Genomic DNA, 18,289 nt, shown 5'->3' with positions numbered 1-18,289 from the left:
GTTTCTATTAACAGTATTGGGTTTGGGAGTATTGGCTTTAATATGCTCTATTATGCCAGTCTCACCAACTCCTATGAGCTCTATACTTATTTTGATTGGTGCAGTTGCAGGTCTATTTCTGCCGGCAATTTTTACTATCATTTTTGCTGGAGGGATACTAGGTATATTCATACTTGATGCAATACTTGGACATGTACAAGTAAAAGTAATAAGAGTTTTTCCTAAGCAAATCTATAGAGGCATACCAGCAGAATACGCATTATCAACAAAAGAAAATGATTCAAAAAAATCATTTAATGTTTCATCGCTAGTTAAAGTGATTGCTCGACAGCCAATGTGTAGCGAAATTAAACTAACAAAAAAACAAGGTAAGACATTCTTTAAAGGTTCGCTAGTCGGTCTAAGAAGAGGTCGGTATCAAGTACCACCCTATGCTTTGCGTATATACGGACCTTTAGGTTTAAGCGTTTGGCATCGTCCAAGTAACGTTCAATCAACTATTGACGTACTTCCAGATTTACCAGCAGCACAACGTATAGCAACATCAATTGCACAAGGTAGATTCGGTGCTGCAGGAATAAAAAGACGTGGACCACTTGGTTTAGGTACGAATTTTGAATCCATAAGAGAATATTTTCCTGATGATGACATGAGACATGTTAACTGGGCAGCTACAAATCGAGTTGGCTATCCAATGACGAACCAATTCCGTGTCGAGCAAGATCGTGATGTTATATGTCTACTTGATACGGGCAGATTGATGATGGCGCCACTGACACAAAAAATTGAAACGCATACATTTTCTCTAGAGGATGAGAACGAAGAAGCAGATATAAATTATAAAACCCAAGAAGAAGAATTAAATGTTGAACTTGGTGCTACTAGGTTAGATGTAGCAATAGATGCACTATGTGCGATCTCTACTGTGAGCGAAGTGTTAGGAGATAGAATCGGAGTAATAAGTTTCGATTCACAAATTCGAAAGCATTTAAAACCAAGACGTTCTGGAAGCGATTCAGTCATAAGTACAATTTATGATGCAGAGCCAATACCGGTTGATTCTGACTTTGAATCAGCATTTTCAAGAATAGGAAAGGCTAAAAGGTCTTTTGTAATAATATTCACAGACTTCTTAGACCCAAATTCTGCGGGACCATTAATACGTTCATTGCCATCCATTATAAAAAAGCATAAAGTTGTAGTTGCATCAATAATTGATAATGATGTTGAAACGCTATTGCAAAAAACTACTAACAGTAGTGATATTGCTGCTCACTATCTATCATTTAATGCGCAGAAGATGAGAGAGGCAGCCCTAGAAGTAGTAACACTTGTTGAAAAGGCTGGCGCGCAAGTTGTATATGTAAATCAAGATGATCTTTCAATTGAATGCGTAAAAAGGTATTTAGAAGCTAAACAAAGGGAACGAATCTAAATTATATATCTGCATTAGTAAGTTCTAGAACGCTACCTCGCGCAATTGCTTTTTTCTCTAAATAACCCGCAAAGAAAATCCAGCCCCACCATAATGACGCAATAGATACACCTAGCATTAAACCCACAGGAGTAGGAAGGCCACTAGTAGAGATACTGCCTTCTAAGATCCCACTAAAAAATAAAGAAATTGCTACAACTAATGCAGTTGCTAATGCTTGTTTCGACTCTTGGGCTATAGCATGTGCTCTTGTTCGAAATCCCGGGTCGATTATTGCCATCCCAATTCTCAAACCAGCTGCTCCAGAAACAATAATACATGAAATTTCTAGAAAACCATGAGGTACAACAAATTGCCAAAGTACAGCTGCATTGCCAGCCTGAATTGTAAGACCAAACATGGCTCCCAAAACTACTCCCTGCTGTACTAATAATATAACAGTTAGAACGCCAGCTGTTACACCAGCAACAAATACCATAATAGCAATGCGTATATTATTCGCTAAAATTTCTGAAGACGCTCCTGCTTTTTCACCTGGTGTTAATCCAAAATCTGCACTCGGTCTTTGCACGACACTCTCAACTCCCGCAGGTGCCAGTCCAGCAGCATTTTCTGGATTTTGAATCGCATATAATGAACTCGCAATCCACGGAATCATCATTAACATAAAACTAACCAAAACCAATTTAGGTCTAAGCGAAATTGAAGCCCACATCCCTATGGTAAAGAAATGAATTACTTTTTTTATATCCACTGCTTTTTTTGAATACAAAATACTGGAACATCTAGCAACCATAACTTCCAAATTATTTTGTACAGCATCACCAGCAAACTCTCGGCGGGCATAGGCAAGATCGGCACATGCAGATCTGTATAAAGTACCAAACTTTAAAATTGAATCTTTATCTAATTTTGAAAGTTTCCCTTTTGAAATTCTCATCAAATTTGATAATTCGCGCCAATCTTCATCTTTTGTTCGTAGGAATACATCAATGTTCATAGTTAATGAAATAAACTAGTCGCATGTTAGGTCAAGTACGTGTCAATACGCCCGAGGGCATAACATTTAGTCATGATGTAGCCGGAGTAGGATCAAGGAGTCTTGCGGCTATGGTTGATTTGCTAATTATTTTTGCGATAATAATGATCGTTCAAATTGCTTCATTCTTGATATTTCTTATGATATTATCCACTGGAATAGTATCTAATAGAGATGGTGGCGGAATATTAACAGCGATAATAATATTAATTCAATTTTTTACTATCTGGTTGTACCGTGCAATATTCGAACTGAAATATGGAGCGAGCATAGGATATAGGACGGCTAACCTAAAGGTAGTAACACTAAGAGGTTCAAAACCACTTTTTTGGCAATGCTTAGTAAGATCATTTTTCTGGCCTCTTGAATGTATTATCTTCCCGGCAATCGCTTTTTTATCAATAATTTTGACTAATAATCAACAAAGACTGGGCGATCTTTTTGCAGGTACAATAGTTGTTCATGCCGATAGAAAATCTATATTGGGAACATTACAAGTTCAAGATGCTGCACTCGATATGAATGCTCCATTTCGAAAATGGGAAATATCTCAAGTGAGCGACGACGAAATATATTTGATTAGAAGGTATTTAGATAGACGCGTAACTCTTGCTCATAATATTCGTTTAGATCTGGCTAATAAATTATATTCACTTGTAATCACAAAGACTTCCGGCATACCTACGGATTGGTATGCTGAAGCTGTGCTAGAAGGCATCGCTGCTTCTCGTGCTGTTGCTAATGCTAGAGGTTAGAAAATTGCTTACTATCACACGTTTTATATAGAATTTGTTATAGATTCTATATCTAAGCAAAAAAGTTTGCGTAATCTATAAGAAATAGGAGTTATTATGACTACCCCACCACCACCACCAATGCCACAAGATGGTTCTTCTGTTCCAAGCAGCGATAACAAAACTATGGCATTAATTTGTCACTTTGGAATGGTAATATTTGGTTGGATTCCAGCTTTAATCATCTATTTCGTCAAAGGTGATTCACCATTTGTAAAAAGAGAGGCTGCTAAAGCATTTAACTTTGCAATCATACCTTCTGCAGTATCTATGTTGATATCATTATTATATACTGCAGGTGTATTTGAGACTACAACAACAAATAACGCTTATGGCTATAGGTACAGTGTTTCTTCTAATGGCGGTTTAGCTTGTTTATTCATCTTGTTAAGTAGTGCTCTTTGGCTGGTAACAGCAATTTTCGCAGTTATTAATGGCATCAAAGTTAATGACGGAAAAGAAAGCAAATACCCATTCGGAGTACCAATACTTAAATAATAAAGATCAAGAATTATTTAAACCCTGTATCATTATTGATACAGGGTTTTTTTATATCATCTACCTAAAGCAAAAAAGCTTGGGATTTGTCCTGGCATATTTCTTCCTATTACAAATACAATTGAAAGAATACAGATAGCCCAAACTAAACGTTTTGAAAATTTCATTTTTGGAAGTTCTTTAGAAGTAAAAGCCCAATTTGTCCACCAAATATATCCATAAACTAAAAATGGGATCGCTAATACTAATATCAAGTTATACCTAATGGCATTTAGAACTTTACCTCCAAGAAGACTATGTAAGGCTCTTGTCATTCCACATCCTGGACAATACATCCCAGTAAGGAGATAGAATCCACAAGCTGGAGTTAAGGCTTTTGTTTCAGGATCATTTAGGCCTACGTATGCACAACCACAAGCTATCACTGCCCCAGTCAAAAGAGGCGTGCCCTTTAATACCACTGCTAATAGTTTTGGATTCGAAACGTCGCTATGATTACGTTCTGAATTTTCCAAGTTATCAGGCTCAGAAATATATGACAAAGGCTCTGTTGGTAAAGTATCAAATGTCTGGGTCATATATTAAGTATATCGTCAAAGATAGGCAATTATTAATATTTAAATAATTTAGATTTATTTATAGACAAGCCGACCCTCAAATGCCCTAGCGAGAGTAATGTCATCAGCATATTCTAAATCTCCACCAACAGGTAGCCCACTTGCCAACTTTGTGACTTTCACACCGAAGGGTTCTATTAAACGTGCTATATACATACCTGTTGCATCACCTTCGACTGTGGGGTTCGTTGCAATTATCACTTCGTTAACCGATGCAGTTAAGTCGAACTCCGTTTTTTCTAGATCACTTTCAATTTCTGGCAAATTATTATTAACAACTCTTTGTAAAAGCTCTGATATACGAAGCTGATCTGGTCCAATACCATCGATGGGGGAAATCGTCCCTTGTAAAATATGATACAGACCATGAAATTCGCCTGTACGTTCAATGGCAACCATATCTTTGGGTTCTTCAACTACGCATACCATAGTTCGATCTCTTTTAGCGCTTTTGCAAACTGAACAATATTTATCTTGCGCTAAGTTAAAACAAGTTTCACAAAAATGAACTGTTCTTTTTGCTACTTCAATTGCTTCGGTAAGGTCACTGACCTCTTTAGAACTGGCTTTTAAAATATGAAATGCAATACGTTGTGCTGATTTTGGACCTATCCCGGGTAATCGCCCAAAGGAATCGATAAGGCGCGCTACTGCACCATCATAAGGAGAAGACATATTATAATTCTAACCGCAATTTAAACCCATTTTACTGTTCTGTGTAGAAAAATTGAGTTGATCTAATCAGAACTATTCAGGAACTATTTCTCCACCAAATTTATTTACGATATGGTCAACAGGGTTATACTCAGTTGATTCTTCTATTTCTTTATCTTCATCACTTGATCTTATTTTAGAAAAATCATTCCCTCTAGCTTCGATAGGGATGATTTGGAATCTAAATGTCTGTTCATGGAGGCTCTCCAAAAAGCCTCGTATTATTGATGCATCTTTTTTAAATCTTGATTTTACTTCATCTATATTTTCTGGCGATACTCCGAAAGTTAAAACATCATTTTCTAATTTTATCGGCTCAGCCTTTTTTATTGCTGATTGACTTGCTGGTGATAACAACATAATCACCTTTGACCAAGAAGCATTAATATCACTTAACACTATTTTATTTTTGGGAACTAATTTCTTTTCTTCTTCAACTAAATCAACTTGCTTTTCAACAGAAGGTATCGACCTCTTTAAGGCTCCAAGTGTTGCCGGCCTTTTAACTTCCAGCTTATCGTCCGCGTTATATGTTTCTCCAGAATCTCGCGAGCGAGATGATCGTTCCGAAACATTTGTACTTACAGATCCACTTGTTTCAATATTTTTTGTAGGTAAGGGTCTTGGAACGGCGACTTTAGCCTGTGGTGAAACTAATGGTGCAGGACTTTCTGTAACTTGCGAAGCAGTGGAAGAAAGTGTTCGTGTCGGAGTCGAGCTGGAATTATTTCGATCATCTGAGGCTTGATCCGATACCTGACAAGAAACTGAATTTATTGTGTCCAATAGGGCAATTTCAAGTGTCAAAAGAGGATTGATCGAAGCAGTTCCCCTCATGTCAGATATAGCTTTTCCAAGTCGTATTATAAAACGTGTTAGAAATTCTGTTCCACATTTCTCTCCTAGATTTATTAATTCATCTTTAGAGTTTGATCCTGAAAGCAATATCTTTGTATCGTTATTTAATGATAAGACTAAACAATCACGTGCATACGAAATTATATTTTCAGTGATTGCACGAGGCTCTTTTCCACTAGATACTATTTCACTTAATGAATCAAATATTCCTGCTATATCTTTTGTTGCAGTAGCTAATAATAAATCGGAAATTATGCCATCGACTGGTGACCCGTTCGCAAGCGATATGTCTTCTAGTGTTGTTATGTCTTGTGCCAAAATCTGATCAAGATAAGAAAGAGTGTCACGTACAGATCCTGCACCTTTTCTTACAACATAATCAATAGCATCATCATCTAATTTTTTAGACTCTTTTTCCAATAAGTTTTTGACATGGGCAAAAAGTATTTGGTCATCAACAGTTTTAAATTCGAAATGTTGTGTACGTGATCGTATTGTGGGTAATACTTTTTCTGGATTTGTGGTTGCCAAGATAAAAACAACATGGTTAGGTGGTTCTTCTAATGTTTTTAATAATGTATTTGCTGCCCTACCTGTTAATTCATGAACTTCATCAATAATATATACCTTTTGACCACCAGCTGCTGAGGTGTACGAAACTTTTTCTATTAAATCTCGCATGTCTTCTACACCGTTATTAGAGGCTGCGTCTAGTTCTATTACATCGAATGATGCGCCTTTGCGTGAACTTATGCATGACGCACATACACCACAAGGCTCTATAGCTTTTGCGTCTTTAGGAAACCCATCCTTGAATATCTCGCAATTTAATACTGTACCTAGTATTCGAGCTGTTGATGTTTTACCCGTACCTCTTGTGCCTGAAAATAAATATGCGTGCGATAATCTATCTTCGCTCATGGCATTTTGCAAAGCTAATGACACATGGTCTTGTCCTATTAATTCATTAAATTTCGAAGGACGATATTTTCGATATAGCGATTGTGACATATATATAGGTTACTATCAAAAATACCCTTAATCCTAATGACCTTAAGGTAGTTGTCAGTTTTTGTTTACTCACTAATTGAATAACCATCTAGTAGAATATCTTGCTATGGGAAATAACGTGCTCGTAAAAGCATCATATATCTTATTATTAGGCATATTATTAGCAATTTTTCTTGGAGTTGGCATTCATACATTCTATCCTGAGCCTAAAGCACCCGATTACCCTGCTGAGTTAAACTATGGCCTTGATGGAAACAATAAAGAACAGGTAGCTCTACAAAAAGACTACGATATGAAGAATGAAGCTTGGGAGAAGAAGTTAGAACCTTATAACCGTAATGTCTCTATAACCATGCTTATAGGTGCTGTAGCCTTAGCAGCTTTAAGTATATTTTTTGAAACAAGGATGATACTCATTGCCGATGGAATATTACTTGGTGGAGTTGTATCAATAATTTATGCTTTAGGCATTGGATTCTCATCAGGTAGTTCAAAATACTCATTTGTCGCTATAAGTGTTAGTTTAATCCTTGTCTTGGTTCTGGGGTACCATCGTTTTAACAAGACAGATATGCCGACAAATCCCAATATTGAATAACACCACATACTCGAGGTAGAGTTTATCTATAAAATGGATTAATATTGTCTGCCTGAGAAGAGTATGCGGTTCTGGGTCCGACGCAATGTTTCTAAGTGAATCAAGTCAGGTCGGGAACGAAGCAGCTTTCAGCTTTTTGAATTATGTGCCGTCGGGTTGCCGAGGGCCGCATAGTCTTCTCAGTCTATTGCTTTCGCAATTTTTAGATTTGGAGGAATGCGAGAGCGGCCGAATCGGCACGCTTGGAAAGCGTGTGAGGGGCAACCCTCCCAGGGTTCGAATCCCTGTTCCTCCGCCATTTACAATACGCATCAGTTAGAATAATATGATCAGCTGTTTTTAATGTACTTGTTATTATTGGTGTGAGTGCAATGTTTAAATCCATAGTTTTGCAATGATGAGCCCATCTTTCGAGATCTTGGATTTTGCGTAATAACAATTTTATTCTTATATATATATTTTTACGATTGCAAAATGACGCTATTCGAAGGATAACCAGTCAATACGAGGAGAATATTTCTTTCAATTAAGAATACATCGCTATAGTATTGCTATTAGTATATATTCTAATATTAGAGATGAAGGTGTAGATGGAATCATTTTTCGACAAATTAAATGCTGCTGAGACAAATGAAGATAAGAATACCGCATATGAATTTGAAGCAGTTTACAGCGAATTAGACCTTATTAAAGATTCGGTTGAAGCTAAACCCATAAGATCATCATCAGGAAATGAATATATTTTTATTCCAAAAAACTGTTTACAGACTTTTGAAAATATTGACGAAACTTGTATTATAAGATTCAAAAGCACCGTTGAAAATTTACCTATAGATGGTTCTGTCTTAGTAAGTCCTTTGTCTGCTGGTGATCACACGGATATTTTCAGTCAAGATTTTGTAGAAACTGCAGTTTGGCAAATGACTGAAGCAGACGAAGACATGCTAAATTATGAAGTTACAGAAGTTTCAAAAGTGCAGAAATTACAAGATCAAGGAATATTCTTAGATTATTCAATACAATATGATGATGCCGTTGTTAGGAATATACAATTTATCACTTTAAAAAATAATAATTACTATATTGCTACAGTTTCAATATCTGAAAATACAGCAGAACAACTCGGGCAAGGTGCATTTACTAGTGCATTATCATTGTCGGTTTAAATTAAAGTTTCTATCATTAGAAAATATCTATTTACTATTCGAGCATAACATGCCAATTTGTTCTAAGATATTTTCCAAACTTACTTAAAGGATATAAATGAAAAAAATAATAATTATGTTAACAATTTCTGTAATGGCACTGGGCGCATGCTCTTCTTTAAGTTCTAAAGCGTCTAAAGAAGACGTGAAAGCTGGATTTACAAAGATAATGATAAAAGAAGATACAGGTCTTACTAAAGCTCAAGTAACTAAATTATCAAATTGTGTAGTGGATAAAGTATATGATGATTTGTCTAAAACTAGTGCAAACAATATGGCTAAAGCTATCGATAAAGAGACACCTGAGGATTACGATAGAATTATAAACAAAAGCAAATCTTGTATTGATGATATAAAATAAGCAATAAATAATTTTATCAATAAAACACTACAAAAATTAGCCTACTATTTGAAGACAATTCAATAGTAGGCTAAATAATTATGATTAAAGAAATACTTACTAATACAAATATATTAGAAGAGTTAATGAAAGATCTGATTGTTGAATCTAAATTATCTCTACCAAATGATGTTCCAATAGCAGCTGGCATATACGAAATCATAGATGAAGTTCCTAAGCTAATCGTTAAATCTCACAATACTACAGAAACTTTATTTGACCCAACAAACCATGCTGAAATGAGCGCAATACGAGAAGCTACTTCGCAGAGAAACGACTGGCGTCTTGAAAATTATTTTTTAGTTTCAACTTTAGAACCATGTATTATGTGTACCGGTGCATTAGTACAATCTAGAATTGGTGGTGTTTTTTTTGGAGCATACGATAAACAATATGGTGCATGTGGAAGTATATATAATTTCTTAAGTGACCCTAGGCTGAATCATAATACTGTGGTTGTTGGTGGAATACTTGAAAGTGACTGTTCTGAAGTCTTAAATAGCTTTTTTAGCCAATTACGCAAACATTGACATACGTTAATATTTAAATAGATTACTAATCAATCGCGGCTAGTATTAATATAATGAAAACCGCATCTATCTGTTTCATTTTTGCAGGCATTATTATTTTTGCTGGAATATTCACTGGCGAGTATTTTTTTAAAGGGTATAGCCAAAGAAATAATACAATCAGTGACCTAGGTCAGAGAATTGATCCAGTTAATACTTCAATAGTCTCATCAATTATTTTTTTTGCCGCCATGATTATTGGAGGAGCCACAATTGTATTTGGAGGATATTTACTATACTCAAATCTAAATAATAAGTTTATTTCTGTTTTGCTGATAATGCATGGTATCGCGACTATGGGCGTAGGAATATTTAATACTAATATAAAACCAATACATCTAATATTTGCAGTTTTGACTTTTTTAACTGTGGAAATTGCAGCAATCTCATCGTACAATTTAACTAATAACTCTTTGAAGTATTTATTAAGTTCATTAGGATTAATATCGATCATATTTCTAATAGGTAATTTCGGTTTCAAATCACTCTTAGGCGTTGGTGGTGCTGAACGATTTATTGTATATCCAACAACTTTATGGTTGATAATATTTGGATTGTTCTTATTCAGCCATAAAACGACTTAATAAATGGTTTAATAAATTAATTATAAAATCATTTTAAGATTTGTATCAAATGTAAGTCTGGCAGTAGGTTTAAATTAAACTCTTACACGGAGGGGTGCGAGAGCGGCCGAATCGGATAGTCTCGAAAACTATTGTGGCGCAAGTCACCCAGGGTTCAAATCCCTGTCCCTCCGCCACAATATATTATTCAGAATTTAAAAAGCTAAAATATTTTGAGCGTGCAATAAAATTAATATTGGGTGCATCAATTTTTAATTGAGAAAGTTTTTCATGAGGAACAAAAGAAGTATATTTAATACTCGAATTAGTATCACCTAAAGCTCTTTCAAGATCAGAGACAACATTTTTGATACCAATTTTTTCATAAGTATAATAATCCAAAATAATCTCTATTTCTTCATTTATTTCCTTGGATATAGCCCCACATAATTTAATGTGGTCACGAAATATACTCACTTGCTCACCTTTTAGAGATTCACTAATTTTAGATATATCTAATAAGTTATTACATACAACAAATATTCCTGACATGGTTACACCAGAGGCCATGGGAAAGCTCTGGAATTTGCATCTAAAGCTTTATGGTACGGGTTCATTAACAGCTGTTCGGCACGCAAAATAGTTTTCTCAATCTCATGTTTATTCAAAAATGGTTTTAATATTCTTTCAATTGAGTTAAAAGAATTAGAAATATCAACTAACAAGTGTTGCGATATTTGTTGCTCTGAAAATTCCCAAATTACAGTTCGCAATTTTTCCTCAACGTTGAAGCTCAATCCATGATCTATACCAAAAAGATTTTTATTAGAAATAGGATCAAGTATTGATTCATCCTGTGTAGATTGTAATTTCAGGATAAATGATTCATTTTCCTCCGCAAGAATATGCCCAGCTTTACGATCTGCATTATTTATCAAATAATCAAATACAGCAAATCTTTCCATATCTTCTTTATAGAACTTTGTTAATGAAAAGTAATGCTGGCGAGGGTCGTGAGGAATGAATAATTGAACAGAACATTCTAAATTTTCTACATCACGCAAAACTGTCATAGGGACAATATTCCAAGCTAATAAACTACTCAGTTCATAGGCAGCAACTTCACGTTTAGAAAGAGTCCCCCATTCAAAATCAATTAATGGATTTTCATACATAGATGGCTTAATAATTACTGAAAACTTTTGATCCTCTAAAGTTATCTCGCCCAATAGTGCACCATTCGATGAATTAGAAAGCTGACCAATAACTTGTATTTTATTTTCCATAATGGCATCTTTTAATAACTTCTGCTCTACAACATCACATTGTAATTCAAGATTTTGCGTATCTTGATTATCGCTCTCAATCATAAAAGTTCTATGCAACATTAGTTTTCAGTTCATTCTTGGACATATATGATTTGTAGGATCTTTTGGCAAAAAACATAGCTGGCATGTTTCACGGCCTTGGCCGATTGACAAGTTACCTTTAACGGCAAGAGCCCTCATTTGCGTCCTAGACATTGTCAATCGCAGTACTTTATCGTCAATATCAGATTCTTTAACAACAGAGAATTCGTTTTCAAATTGAACATTTTCATCGAATTCATTACCTGTTTCTAAATCGCTCTCTCTCAAAACCAATGTTAAATATTGTGTTAGCTCATCAAAGATTATCGAGATTGATCTAGCCCTAAAAGGTGTCTCAATTGGATATATCAATTCTGCATTATCAAAATCTGATGGTGTAGCTAAATCTTCTTGTCCAAAATCATTAGACAATACATTTAAGAAGTTAATAGCTTCCGAAGAAATATGTTCAAGCTGTTGTTTCTCAACCAATACACTCTTAGTGATCCCAGATTTTGAACCTTGAATATAAAATTCTCTATGTCCTGGTTCACCTATATATCCCGCTGCAGCAAAATCAACTGGATTTAAATTAATAACCTCTATATATGCCAATCTACTCTTCCATTCTCACAGGTGGCAATATGCCTATACCTTTTACTTCTAGATGACTACCTGAAAAGTTTACTATTGATACAGATGCTGGCGCACATGGGATTCTTTGAAAAAGATCCATGTGCAAACCCAAATAGTGTGCCATCATAATAATTATTGGATCACGATGTGCTGTAATAGCTATACTTTCCCCCTTATGCTTTTCAACTATTTCACTAACTAGCTTATTCATTCGAACAAATACGTCTTGAAAAGATTCCCCATCTTCAAATTTAAATTGAGAAGGTCTGCTTATCACATCTTTCCACTCAGGTTTTTTAGCAGCTTGCTTTAGCGACAAATTAGTAAATAAGCCTATATCGGTATCAATTAATTTTTGTTGAATCTCAATTTCACAGTTTTGATTCAATGCTATTTGTTCTGCTGTTTGTATTGCTCTTTCAAGAGGAGATGAATAAATTCTATCAATTTCAATCGATTTTAAATACTCGCTTGTATATTTTGCTTGTCTTATACCTTCATCACTTAAATCAATACCTAAACTTTGGCCATACAATATCTTGCCTGTTTGCTCAGTTATACCATGTCTTATAAAAAAAATTCTTGTAGGATTGTTGTTCATCTATATATCGTACTTAATATAGTTCCATGACAGAACATTTAGGCTTATCACCAAAGCCGCCAGAAACACAAATTCCATTACCTTTTGAGCAATTATACAATAGTTTAAAAACATCAATATCTAGCAAAGACATCGAATTAGCAGCAAAATTAACAAGTGAAAATCCACGTGAAATATATTGTTGGGCTGCATTATCTCTACTGACCATAGACTCGACAAAGCTAGAAACTGATCATGATAAGATATGTGCGTATTCGTACGCTCGAACAGGGTATCATCGTGGCTTAGATACACTTAGAGCAAATGGTTGGCGGGGTTCTGGTTATGTTAAATCAAGTTATCCAGGAAATAGGGGTTTCTTAAGCTGTCTATCACTATTAGCTTATATGTCGGGAATAATAGATGAGAAAGATGAAGAATCGCGGTGTAAGGAATTTTTATCAATGTTAGATCCATTGTTGTCTTCAAATGAATTTAATGTGCAATATGCTATAGAATTTCTATTAAACAAAAATTAGTAAAGGAAAATATGAGTGATTCAGTAATAGTGAGCGATTCAGCAACAATAGGAATAATCATGGGAAGTGATTCTGATTTAGGTATCATGCAAAGCGCTATCGATATTTTAAAGGAATTTGAAATTGATTTCGAACTACATATTATTAGTGCTCACAGAACGCCAAATGCTATGTATGATTATGGAACTTATGCAAAATCACGTGGCATAAAGGTAATCATTGCAGGAGCAGGCGGAGCTGCACATCTACCCGGTATGACGGCTTCATTGACTACACTTCCCGTTATCGGAGTTCCAGTTCCTTCAAATAATCTTGACGGTATGGACTCACTTCTTAGCATTGTCCAAATGCCAAAGGGTGTCCCTGTAGCTACAGTTGCCATTGGAAATTCAGCAAATGCCGCATATTTAGCACTAAGGATTCTTGCAGTTTCTGACAAACAAATTGCAGACCAGTTAGAGAATTTTGCTATTACCCAAAGAGAAGTAGTTATCGGTAAAGATAAAGAAATTCAAAATAATTAATATTTAAATTTTTTATCTATTCAGTAGTAACAGCTTTTAACATATCTACTTTGGTTGCACGCCATGCCGGCCATGCTCCCGCAATAACACCTATTAACGCTGATAGAAATACAATGACTATCATGCTAACCGGATTGATAGAGAATGAAGTAAAACCTATACTTTTAAGCGATTTAATTAACAAGTAACCGCTACCTAGACCAAAACACATTCCAACAGCAGTACCTAATACAGAAAGTATTACAGATTCAAATCTAATAAAGCCACGTACCTGCGATTTAGAAGTTCCAACTGCTCTCATTAGACCTAACTCACGTCGTCTTTCCAAAATAGACAAAGACATGGTATTTAGTATTCCAATCGCAGCAATGATTATTGCTAACGCTAACAAGCCATAGACGATACCTAAAATATTATTTAAAGATTTTTGTTGTTGGTCACGGATGCTCTTTAAATCATTAACTTCTATACCTGTATCTTTAAAAAGAATGTCTAGCTTATCTTTCGCCTCTGATGTTTTTACATTATCTTTTAGTAAAACAAAAGATAAGTTTGATGGCACTGTTGGTACAATTTGATCAAGTGCTTTCATATCAACAATAAATGTATTTCCATCTCCTAAAATACTCTGGTCCAGTATTCCAGCTACTTTAAATTGTCTTTTCTCAATAGCACCAATGATCGTGACATTTTTACCAACTTTAAGATTACTTTTTTTAGCTAAATCTTTTGTGACGAGAATTTCATCTTTATTTATATTATTAACTCTTCCGGTATATTCCAAAGTAAATAATTTATCTAGATCTTTTGTTTTTGCGCCTAATAATGCTTCGTAGGATAAAGATTTATCAGTTCCGTTTTCCGCAAACTGTATTACATTTACGCGAACACAACTTGAAGCCGTAATAAAGTTCTGCGCATCTATGTCATCGCATCTTTTTTGACTCAGTTGAGTTCCACCTCCACCACCAAAACTTCCAACTATTAAGTCTGCACTATATGTTTGTTTCAAGTAGTTGTCGAAAGTTGCCGTAGCGCTAGATGCGAAAACTGTTATGAAGACAACAAGTGCAACACCAATCATTAAAGCTAAAGAAGTTTTAGCACTTCTTCTAGGGTTGCGATAATTATTTCTTCTTGCTATTTCACCAGTTACACCAAAGGCTCTTCTACCACCAAAAACTACTAACAATACCCCAGCGACTCTAGAACCTACAATTTTTGTTATTGGTTTAATAAACATAGGTAAAGCTACAACAACATATAACAATAAAAAGACAATACCAATACCAATAACTTGCAAACCGTCTCCAGAATCAGATTTTGCTTTGTTATAACCAATAAAAATAAGAATAATAGATATAATTAATATTAACGAGGAGAAGATAAAGCGATATAGCATTTTGCGGTTTTTCTCAAATGCGCTATCTCTTAATGCTTCAATTGGAGGCACTCTTGATGCATGCCAAGCAGGAAAAAATGCAGAAATAAATGTTGCTAAAGTACCGATAATGATTCCAATATAAATTGAGCTATTAGGTATTACCAGTTTTCCAGCAGGTATACCAGCTCCCGCAGCCTTAAATATTGCTCGTATAGCAGTTGCTAATCCAATGCCACCTAAAACACCAAAGAGCGAAGCTACTATTCCAACTACTAGAGATTCTCCTAATACCGATCTACGTATTTGGGCACCCGTTGCACCAATCGCACGCAATAGTGCGTATTCACGTTTACGCTGAGTCATAATAATTGCAAATGAATTTACGATAATAATAAATGCAACAAGAAATGAGATACCCGCAAAAACTAATAAGAATATAGTAAAGAAGTCAAAAAAGGTTTTAAAAGGTTTTTGGCTATCCTTAACCATTTGATCGCCAGTATTGACTTCATATTTACCTGGATGATCTTTATCTAATTGTTTTTGGATACTATTTGATAATTCTTTTTGTGTAACACCTTGTTTTGCTGCTACTGAAATTGACCCGTACGAATCTACTTGTTCTACAATATCACCAGCTTGTTTATCATTAAAGAAAAGCCATGCACTGCCCCCAAATCCGTCGGCGGTACCAAATCTCATAAATCCTGAAACTTTATATTCACGTACATCAGTAGAAGTAACAATTTTGATTTTGCTTCCAATTTTTAGATTTTGAGTATCAGCAGATGCTTTATCAATAATTACTTCATTATCGCCAAGTTGTTTCTCAATTGTTTTTTGAGCACTGAAATTTTCGCCTTTATTATCGACCAATATCCACGGAGTTAAAATAGCCGACTTAGGTAGCCCTGTTGCAAAAACAGGTGGACCCTGTAGTGGAAAAATTCTTTTGCCCTTAGAGTCAATGACAGTAACGGGCTTAGATGCATCGTTGCGGATATCACCTTGTGCTTCACGCACACCTGGTATTTTATTTATTTCATCCAATAGTGTTCTATCAATATTTACTATTGTTCTTCCTTGACCTAAAGTACTTTGATCTGTGCCTTTAGCCGCAACTATTGCATCGGTTGATTTAAAAGCTGAAGTAAAAAGATCATTAAAAGATGTACGTATAGTTGAAGTAAAAACCAAAGTACCTGATAAGAATGCAACTCCTAAAAAAATTGAAACCATTGATAATACAAGTCGCATCTTATGTGCCCATATATTTTTCAGAGTGAGTTTAAACATTTAAAAATTTCCTTCATACCGCAATTTTTTATATAATTTATTAATTACCAAGACTCTTTAATTTATCAAGCACGCTTTGAGTTGTTGGTTCTCGCATTTCATCTACGATTTTACCATCACTTAAAAAGATGATTCGGTCTGCAAAAGCAGCAGCATGTGCATCATGTGTAACCATTACAATTGTTTGATTGTGTTCATCGACAGCATCTCGCATGAATTTCAATACCTGAGTACCAGCTTTTGAATCTAGATTACCTGTTGGTTCATCTGCAAAAATAACCTCTGGTTGTGCAGCTAATGCACGAGCAACTGCAACTCTTTGTTGTTGACCACCAGAAAGTTCACTCGGCTTATGTAACAAACGATCTTTAATACCTAAAATTTCTATAACTTGGTCGAACCATTTCTTTTCAGTCTTCCTACCAGACAGACTCGAAGGTAATTCAATATTTTCTCTTGCATTAAGCGTTGGAAGTAAATTAAAAGATTGAAAAATAAAACCGATCTTTTTTCTACGTATTAAAGTGAGTTTCTTTTCACTCATACGAGTTATATCGATATCACCAATCCAAACTTCACCACTAGAGATTCGGTCAAGTCCAGCAATACAATGCATCAAAGTAGATTTCCCTGAGCCAGATGGCCCCATTATTGCAGTAAATTCACCTGTATTAAATTCTACAGTTACATCATCGAGTGCATTAATTTGCGCTTCATCAATTCCATAAGATTTTGTTACATGAATTGCTTTAGCGGCAATTGAAGAATTATTTTCGTTTGGCTTATCTAGATTTTTTTCAATTACAGTCATGCGTCAAGACTATCGAAAATTAGTAAAATTATTCAGCTTCAGGTATTGAGAGCTCAGAATATTTTTCTATATCTTTATTGGAAATAAGAAGCTTCATCAACCACAAGAAGCCGGCTAGACATAAAACTATAGATAACATTAAGTTAAATCGTATTCCGAAGACTTTTGTTGCAGTATCAATACGTAAATATTCAAATATACTTCGCCCCAAACAATATCCACCAATATATGTAGCGAGAGATGCCCCTTTTGGCCAATTGGCGACTCTTCTCTCTAGAAAAATTATTATGCCCGCAAGAATAATGCACCATAGCGCTTCATATAAAAATGTTGGGTGAAAAGTTGAGACATTTTCAAATCCTACAGGACGATATATCGGGTCAACTTTTAAGGCCCAAAAACTATTTGAAGGTTTTCCGAACAGCTCTTGATTAAAGTAGTTTCCGAAACGCCCTATTGCTTGGGCAAATAACAAAGCTACGGCGATTGAATCTCCCAATCGTAAAAATGAAACTTTTTTTCGATGGCAAATGAATGCAACCATCAAAGCTCCGCCAATAACCGCTCCCCAAATGGATAAACCGCCATTACGCAATTTAATTGTTCCAACAATTCCATCTCGACTCCAATTATATCCTGTAAACAAATGGTAAATACGTGCTCCTATAATTCCAGATATCACAACTGGCAAAAAAACATCTATAACTAATGTTGAATTGCTATTTCTTTTTGCATACCTTTTATGTGCAATCAGCACTGCTACACCAATAGCTAACGCCATTGTAAGACCGTAAATGCGAACGAAACCTATTGAATCGAATGGTGGTGCAGGAACATAGCCAATTAGTGAATTTTTTAAATAAGTCATT

At 35.2% G+C, this 18,289-nt stretch carries 21 protein-coding genes, 2 tRNA genes and 1 other RNA gene; 13 read left to right on the top strand and 11 right to left on the bottom strand.

The annotated features are described in order from the left end of the window. The first annotated feature begins 52 nt into the window (after window positions 1–52). Window positions 53–1,435: a DUF58 domain-containing protein gene (locus tag KBF89_03785; protein ID MBP9115441.1), complete on the top strand. Its 1,383-nt coding sequence runs from the start codon at window positions 53–55 to the stop codon at window positions 1,433–1,435. Window position 1,436: 1 nt separating this feature from the next. Here KBF89_03785 and KBF89_03780 read toward each other — a convergent pair whose 3' ends face one another. Beyond that, a complete protein-coding gene (locus tag KBF89_03780; protein ID MBP9115440.1) occupies window positions 1,437–2,435 on the bottom strand; it encodes a stage II sporulation protein M in 999 nt (332 codons plus the stop codon). 23 nt (window positions 2,436–2,458) lie between these two features. Here KBF89_03780 and KBF89_03775 point away from each other — a divergent pair, with 23 nt between their 5' ends. Both KBF89_03775 and KBF89_03770 read left to right on the top strand, forming a co-directional pair. Further along, the gene (locus KBF89_03775) at window positions 2,459–3,229 is read left to right on the top strand and encodes an RDD family protein (protein MBP9115439.1); all 771 of its coding nucleotides are present in this window, start codon (window positions 2,459–2,461) and stop codon (window positions 3,227–3,229) included. 96 nt (window positions 3,230–3,325) lie between these two features. Beyond that, the gene (locus KBF89_03770) at window positions 3,326–3,766 is read left to right on the top strand and encodes a DUF4870 domain-containing protein (GenBank protein ID MBP9115438.1); all 441 of its coding nucleotides are present in this window, start codon (window positions 3,326–3,328) and stop codon (window positions 3,764–3,766) included. A gap of 56 nt (window positions 3,767–3,822) precedes the next feature. Here the strand turns inward: KBF89_03770 and KBF89_03765 are convergent, their stop codons facing one another. From KBF89_03765 to dnaX, 3 genes are all read right to left on the bottom strand, one after another. Next, window positions 3,823–4,344 (bottom strand): DUF2752 domain-containing protein, encoded by a 522-nt coding sequence (locus KBF89_03765; GenBank protein MBP9115437.1) that lies wholly within the window; start codon window positions 4,342–4,344, stop codon window positions 3,823–3,825. Window positions 4,345–4,398: 54 nt separating this feature from the next. Then, window positions 4,399–5,058 carry a recombination protein RecR gene (gene recR, locus KBF89_03760; GenBank protein ID MBP9115436.1) on the bottom strand — a complete coding sequence of 220 codons (660 nt, stop codon included), beginning with the start codon at window positions 5,056–5,058 and terminating at the stop codon, window positions 4,399–4,401. A gap of 72 nt (window positions 5,059–5,130) precedes the next feature. Further along, on the bottom strand, window positions 5,131–6,966 hold the full coding sequence (gene dnaX, locus KBF89_03755) for a DNA polymerase III subunit gamma/tau (protein MBP9115435.1): 1,836 nt from the start codon (window positions 6,964–6,966) through the stop codon (window positions 5,131–5,133). A gap of 106 nt (window positions 6,967–7,072) precedes the next feature. On the opposite strand from dnaX, the gene KBF89_03750 reads away from it, so the two are divergent. The 8 genes from KBF89_03750 (at window position 7,073) to KBF89_03715 (ending at window position 10,498) form a co-directional block, all read left to right on the top strand. Further along, on the top strand, window positions 7,073–7,564 hold the full coding sequence (locus KBF89_03750; protein ID MBP9115434.1) for a hypothetical protein: 492 nt from the start codon (window positions 7,073–7,075) through the stop codon (window positions 7,562–7,564). Window positions 7,565–7,633: 69 nt separating this feature from the next. Further along, window positions 7,634–7,733, top strand: an RNA gene (gene ffs / locus KBF89_03745) — signal recognition particle sRNA small type. Between the two features lie 41 nt (window positions 7,734–7,774). Then, window positions 7,775–7,862: transfer RNA gene (locus KBF89_03740), tRNA-Ser, on the top strand. Between the two features lie 292 nt (window positions 7,863–8,154). Further along, complete coding sequence (locus KBF89_03735; protein ID MBP9115433.1) at window positions 8,155–8,730, top strand: hypothetical protein; 576 nt, start codon at window positions 8,155–8,157, stop codon at window positions 8,728–8,730. A gap of 115 nt (window positions 8,731–8,845) precedes the next feature. Next, the gene (locus tag KBF89_03730; protein MBP9115432.1) at window positions 8,846–9,130 is read left to right on the top strand and encodes a hypothetical protein; all 285 of its coding nucleotides are present in this window, start codon (window positions 8,846–8,848) and stop codon (window positions 9,128–9,130) included. A gap of 125 nt (window positions 9,131–9,255) precedes the next feature. Further along, entirely contained in the window at window positions 9,256–9,699 is a 444-nt protein-coding gene (locus tag KBF89_03725; protein ID MBP9115431.1) for a nucleoside deaminase, read from the top strand. A gap of 53 nt (window positions 9,700–9,752) precedes the next feature. Beyond that, complete coding sequence (locus KBF89_03720; GenBank protein ID MBP9115430.1) at window positions 9,753–10,322, top strand: DUF998 domain-containing protein; 570 nt, start codon at window positions 9,753–9,755, stop codon at window positions 10,320–10,322. An 88-nt stretch (window positions 10,323–10,410) separates the two neighbouring features. Further along, window positions 10,411–10,498 (top strand) — tRNA-Ser (locus KBF89_03715). Window positions 10,499–10,505: 7 nt separating this feature from the next. Here KBF89_03715 and KBF89_03710 read toward each other — a convergent pair. From KBF89_03710 to KBF89_03695, 4 genes are read right to left on the bottom strand one after another with little or no spacing between them, the layout of a single operon-like run. Next, a complete protein-coding gene (locus KBF89_03710) occupies window positions 10,506–10,871 on the bottom strand; it encodes a hypothetical protein (protein ID MBP9115429.1) in 366 nt (121 codons plus the stop codon). Further along, on the bottom strand, window positions 10,856–11,671 hold the full coding sequence (locus KBF89_03705) for a hypothetical protein (protein MBP9115428.1): 816 nt from the start codon (window positions 11,669–11,671) through the stop codon (window positions 10,856–10,858). Before KBF89_03705 ends, KBF89_03710 begins: the two co-directional genes overlap by 16 nt. Window positions 11,672–11,695: 24 nt before the next feature. Next, complete coding sequence (locus KBF89_03700) at window positions 11,696–12,265, bottom strand: DUF3090 family protein (protein ID MBP9115427.1); 570 nt, start codon at window positions 12,263–12,265, stop codon at window positions 11,696–11,698. Between the two features lies 1 nt (window position 12,266). Next, a complete protein-coding gene (locus KBF89_03695; protein ID MBP9115426.1) occupies window positions 12,267–12,887 on the bottom strand; it encodes a histidine phosphatase family protein in 621 nt (206 codons plus the stop codon). A 26-nt stretch (window positions 12,888–12,913) separates the two neighbouring features. Here KBF89_03695 and KBF89_03690 point away from each other — a divergent pair, with 26 nt between their 5' ends. Continuing rightward, complete coding sequence (locus tag KBF89_03690) at window positions 12,914–13,405, top strand: DUF3151 family protein (protein ID MBP9115425.1); 492 nt, start codon at window positions 12,914–12,916, stop codon at window positions 13,403–13,405. Between the two features lie 11 nt (window positions 13,406–13,416). Further along, on the top strand, window positions 13,417–13,929 hold the full coding sequence (gene purE / locus KBF89_03685; GenBank protein ID MBP9115424.1) for a 5-(carboxyamino)imidazole ribonucleotide mutase: 513 nt from the start codon (window positions 13,417–13,419) through the stop codon (window positions 13,927–13,929). A gap of 16 nt (window positions 13,930–13,945) precedes the next feature. Here purE and KBF89_03680 read toward each other — a convergent pair whose 3' ends face one another. The 3 genes from KBF89_03680 to lgt all read right to left on the bottom strand — a co-directional run bounded on the left by KBF89_03680 (window position 13,946) and on the right by lgt (window position 18,288). Then, window positions 13,946–16,609, bottom strand: coding sequence for an ABC transporter permease (locus tag KBF89_03680; protein ID MBP9115423.1), 2,664 nt, complete (start codon window positions 16,607–16,609; stop codon window positions 13,946–13,948). Window positions 16,610–16,649: 40 nt separating this feature from the next. Further along, the gene (locus tag KBF89_03675) at window positions 16,650–17,369 is read right to left on the bottom strand and encodes an ABC transporter ATP-binding protein (protein ID MBP9115422.1); all 720 of its coding nucleotides are present in this window, start codon (window positions 17,367–17,369) and stop codon (window positions 16,650–16,652) included. A 79-nt stretch (window positions 17,370–17,448) separates the two neighbouring features. Next, window positions 17,449–18,288, bottom strand: coding sequence for a prolipoprotein diacylglyceryl transferase (gene lgt / locus KBF89_03670; protein MBP9115421.1), 840 nt, complete (start codon window positions 18,286–18,288; stop codon window positions 17,449–17,451). Window position 18,289 lies beyond the last annotated feature (1 nt).

It is taken from the genome of Acidimicrobiia bacterium (assembly GCA_018057765.1).
Lineage (GTDB): Bacteria > Actinomycetota > Acidimicrobiia > IMCC26256 > JAGPDB01 > JAGPDB01.
The sequence above is the reverse complement of the archived record's forward strand: the minus strand, read 5'-3'. Positions and strand labels throughout refer to the sequence as shown.

What these genes read in the sequence shown, in the direction of transcription:
- KBF89_03775 (MBP9115439.1), top strand. Translation starts at nt 2,459, where the DNA reads ATGTTAGGTCAAGTACGTGTCAATACGCCCGAGGGCATAACATTTAGT.
- KBF89_03750 (MBP9115434.1), top strand. Translation starts at nt 7,073, where the DNA reads ATGGGAAATAACGTGCTCGTAAAAGCATCATATATCTTATTATTAGGC.
- KBF89_03720 (MBP9115430.1), top strand. Translation starts at nt 9,753, where the DNA reads ATGAAAACCGCATCTATCTGTTTCATTTTTGCAGGCATTATTATTTTT.
- dnaX (MBP9115435.1), bottom strand. Translation starts at nt 6,966, where the DNA reads ATGTCACAATCGCTATATCGAAAATATCGTCCTTCGAAATTTAATGAA.
- KBF89_03735 (MBP9115433.1), top strand. Translation starts at nt 8,155, where the DNA reads ATGGAATCATTTTTCGACAAATTAAATGCTGCTGAGACAAATGAAGAT.
- KBF89_03695 (MBP9115426.1), bottom strand. Translation starts at nt 12,887, where the DNA reads ATGAACAACAATCCTACAAGAATTTTTTTTATAAGACATGGTATAACT.
- KBF89_03765 (MBP9115437.1), bottom strand. Translation starts at nt 4,344, where the DNA reads ATGACCCAGACATTTGATACTTTACCAACAGAGCCTTTGTCATATATT.
- KBF89_03770 (MBP9115438.1), top strand. Translation starts at nt 3,326, where the DNA reads ATGACTACCCCACCACCACCACCAATGCCACAAGATGGTTCTTCTGTT.
- KBF89_03680 (MBP9115423.1), bottom strand. Translation starts at nt 16,609, where the DNA reads ATGTTTAAACTCACTCTGAAAAATATATGGGCACATAAGATGCGACTT.
- KBF89_03705 (MBP9115428.1), bottom strand. Translation starts at nt 11,671, where the DNA reads ATGATTGAGAGCGATAATCAAGATACGCAAAATCTTGAATTACAATGT.
- KBF89_03730 (MBP9115432.1), top strand. Translation starts at nt 8,846, where the DNA reads ATGTTAACAATTTCTGTAATGGCACTGGGCGCATGCTCTTCTTTAAGT.
- KBF89_03785 (MBP9115441.1), top strand. Translation starts at nt 53, where the DNA reads ATGCCAGTCTCACCAACTCCTATGAGCTCTATACTTATTTTGATTGGT.
- KBF89_03710 (MBP9115429.1), bottom strand. Translation starts at nt 10,871, where the DNA reads ATGGCCTCTGGTGTAACCATGTCAGGAATATTTGTTGTATGTAATAAC.
- KBF89_03725 (MBP9115431.1), top strand. Translation starts at nt 9,256, where the DNA reads ATGAAAGATCTGATTGTTGAATCTAAATTATCTCTACCAAATGATGTT.
- KBF89_03780 (MBP9115440.1), bottom strand. Translation starts at nt 2,435, where the DNA reads ATGAACATTGATGTATTCCTACGAACAAAAGATGAAGATTGGCGCGAA.
- recR (MBP9115436.1), bottom strand. Translation starts at nt 5,058, where the DNA reads ATGTCTTCTCCTTATGATGGTGCAGTAGCGCGCCTTATCGATTCCTTT.
- lgt (MBP9115421.1), bottom strand. Translation starts at nt 18,288, where the DNA reads ATGACTTATTTAAAAAATTCACTAATTGGCTATGTTCCTGCACCACCA.
- KBF89_03690 (MBP9115425.1), top strand. Translation starts at nt 12,914, where the DNA reads ATGACAGAACATTTAGGCTTATCACCAAAGCCGCCAGAAACACAAATT.
- purE (MBP9115424.1), top strand. Translation starts at nt 13,417, where the DNA reads ATGAGTGATTCAGTAATAGTGAGCGATTCAGCAACAATAGGAATAATC.